At 44.6% G+C, this 2,342-nt stretch carries 4 protein-coding genes; 1 reads left to right on the top strand and 3 read right to left on the bottom strand.

Features of this window, described 5'->3' with window-relative positions; genetic code table 11:
* The coding region (locus BM329_RS14095; RefSeq protein WP_245759041.1) for an IS630 family transposase at positions 1-515 on the top strand (515 nt) is incomplete at its 5' end.
* Here BM329_RS14095 and BM329_RS14100 read toward each other — a convergent pair.
* From BM329_RS14100 to BM329_RS14110, 3 genes are read right to left on the bottom strand one after another with little or no spacing between them, the layout of a single operon-like run.
* Positions 490-1,029, bottom strand: coding sequence for a hypothetical protein (locus tag BM329_RS14100; RefSeq protein WP_092554420.1), 540 nt, complete (start codon positions 1,027-1,029; stop codon positions 490-492). The genes BM329_RS14095 and BM329_RS14100 overlap by 26 nt on opposite strands.
* Positions 1,029-1,889, bottom strand: coding sequence for an ORF6N domain-containing protein (locus tag BM329_RS14105; RefSeq protein WP_092554423.1), 861 nt, complete (start codon positions 1,887-1,889; stop codon positions 1,029-1,031). Before BM329_RS14105 ends, BM329_RS14100 begins: the two co-directional genes overlap by 1 nt.
* The gene (locus tag BM329_RS14110; protein ID WP_092554426.1) at positions 1,882-2,106 is read right to left on the bottom strand and encodes a hypothetical protein; all 225 of its coding nucleotides are present in this window, start codon (positions 2,104-2,106) and stop codon (positions 1,882-1,884) included. Before BM329_RS14110 ends, BM329_RS14105 begins: the two co-directional genes overlap by 8 nt.
* Positions 2,107-2,342 lie beyond the last annotated feature (236 nt).

Here is a 2,342-nt window from a genome sequence, read left to right on the forward strand (position 1 = left end):
CCGCTGACGAACACGCTCGTCAGGTATTTGGCGAGCGTATCCGCCATCATGAGCAGGCGGGCAAACAGATTGTTTATCTGGATGAAAGCGGCTTTGAGCAGTCCATGCCACGTACGCATGGCTATTCGTTAAAAGGGTCCCGCTGTTTTGGTTTACATGACTGGCAGCACAAAGGCCGCATTAATGCCATTGGTGCTATCATTAAAAATACCTTTGTGACCTTAAGTTTGTTTGCCGGAACCATTAATGCGAATGTGTTTCATGCCTGGCTGACACAAGATTTGTTGCCGAAGCTCCCTAAGGGGACAGTGATTGTGATGGATAATGCCCCTTTCCATAAACGCGGTGACACGCGAAAAGCGATAACCGATCACGGATGCCAGTTAGAATGGCTTCCGCCTTACAGCCCAGATTTAAATCCTATCGAAAACAAATGGGCTGAAACAAAAACAACAAGAAGACGAGAAAGATGCTCTATTGATGAGCTGTTTACAGAGCATGTGACTTATGTCTGATTATATTGATTCTGCTATACATTCTTACCGCCATATCCGCGCCTTCTTCGCTACCGAACTGCTCAAAGGCGATCCCCTCAACATGGTTTGCTAACATTAGGCGCTCGGCTGATGGATATACCGTGATTGAAGACACGCCATTAACGTAAATAGCCCCGGTATCAGCGCCTCCTTTGCCGTTATCAACCTCACAAGTGCCGTTTCTGTCTATTTGCTCTTGCACAAATGAGGCTGATACTATCCATCGCCACAACATCAACTGCTGTTCACTGGTCGGCGCATAAAAATCCGCTTTCCAGCCATGAAAAATAGTCAGCACTAAATCAAAGCCCAGCAATAAATCATGGTCATATTTACCTGCATCCAACGATTTCAACGCTTCCGCATAACCTATGGTTTCACTGTTTTCCGCCTCAGTGAGGACAATGACGCCATACTTTCCGTAATCAAATTCAGTGTGTTGTTTTGCTGCGCCCATGATTACTCCTGCTGGTTTGGTGTGATGTTTGCTCATTATTTACCCTCCGGGGTATAAATTGCTTTGTCGTGGTGGTACTCGCCGTTCCATGATTTCTTCATCGGCAGCTCACCTTTCATGTACAGGGCGTACAGACGATGGCAGCCTTTCTCCAGCAATACGGCTGTGCGAGTGATAAAAGGGTCTTGTCCGTGAGGCTTTATCTCGTTTTCGTCTTCGGTGAGATAACGGTCACGGGCATAAGAGGCGACACGCCAGCGCGGTTTTTTCTCCGGATCTTTCTGTTCGTTGTAAAGCCAGTTACGCTCCATTGCCCACCACATGATTTTGGCGGTATTCACTCCGTTCAGGCCTTTACAGAAAGCGGGCAGGGTCATGCCTTTGGTAAAATGTTTTTCCAGACTGTCCACCGTTGTACTCAGGGTTTTATTTTCCCCCTCAAGGCGTTCAACATTTTCGGCATAGACAGACAGCATTGAACGTAACTTCGCTGGGTTACTTAACAGCTCGGCTTCTGTGGTGATGGCATCGCGACGGGTGAAGTAGAATTCGGTCAGGTCGTCGAAGTAACCCCATGCCTGATCGGTTTCCAGCATTTTGGAGTGATTCGCTGCACCGCGTTCTGTCCAGAGAATGAGGTTTCTTGTATGTTTGTTAACTGACCCAAAGTTATTGGGGCAGTTTTTAAATTGTTGTAATTCTTCACCTTCTAATTTGAAGTAATGTTTTCCTTCCTCAAATCGAGATTTGTTGTTAGTAAAGTTCATCTGAATGTTTTTTACATCAGTTCCATACCCTGCAGCTAATCGCTCGGTATCAACAACGCGCTGACCGCGATATTCGACGATCTGCAATTCTTTGGCGGGTATAAGAGTTAATTCGTTTTTCTTAGTCATTATTTACTTCCTTAATTTCAATTTTCATTTTCTTGGCATAACGACGCATGGAGCGATTAAGTGGCATTAATACGTTTCCGTCATTTGTCGAATAAGGTTCAATAAATTTTTTGGAGTTAACATAGTCATTCGTGGAACCTTCTTTTATTTGAAAGAGATAAGGTATTGTCATGCCTTCAAATTGTTGTTGTGTTTTACTTCTTTTCCCCTTTGCCATTACCACCCCTCCCGGATAATAATTTTTGCTTGCCGAATACAACGGGAACCGTTTTTAATACATTCCTGTTCTTGGTTTTTATTTTGAGAGAATGAAAGTGCTTCACCCATTTATCAGCAGCACGGCGAAATAAACCTTTCAGCTCTAGTACTACAGCCGTAATCCATATTGTGCCATGATGGGGCTCTTCTTCCTTAAATAAAAGGCGGTGTCACATGTCATCCCCTGCCAAAATC

The organism is Xenorhabdus koppenhoeferi (genome assembly GCF_900116635.1).
GTDB lineage: Bacteria > Pseudomonadota > Gammaproteobacteria > Enterobacterales > Enterobacteriaceae > Xenorhabdus > Xenorhabdus koppenhoeferi.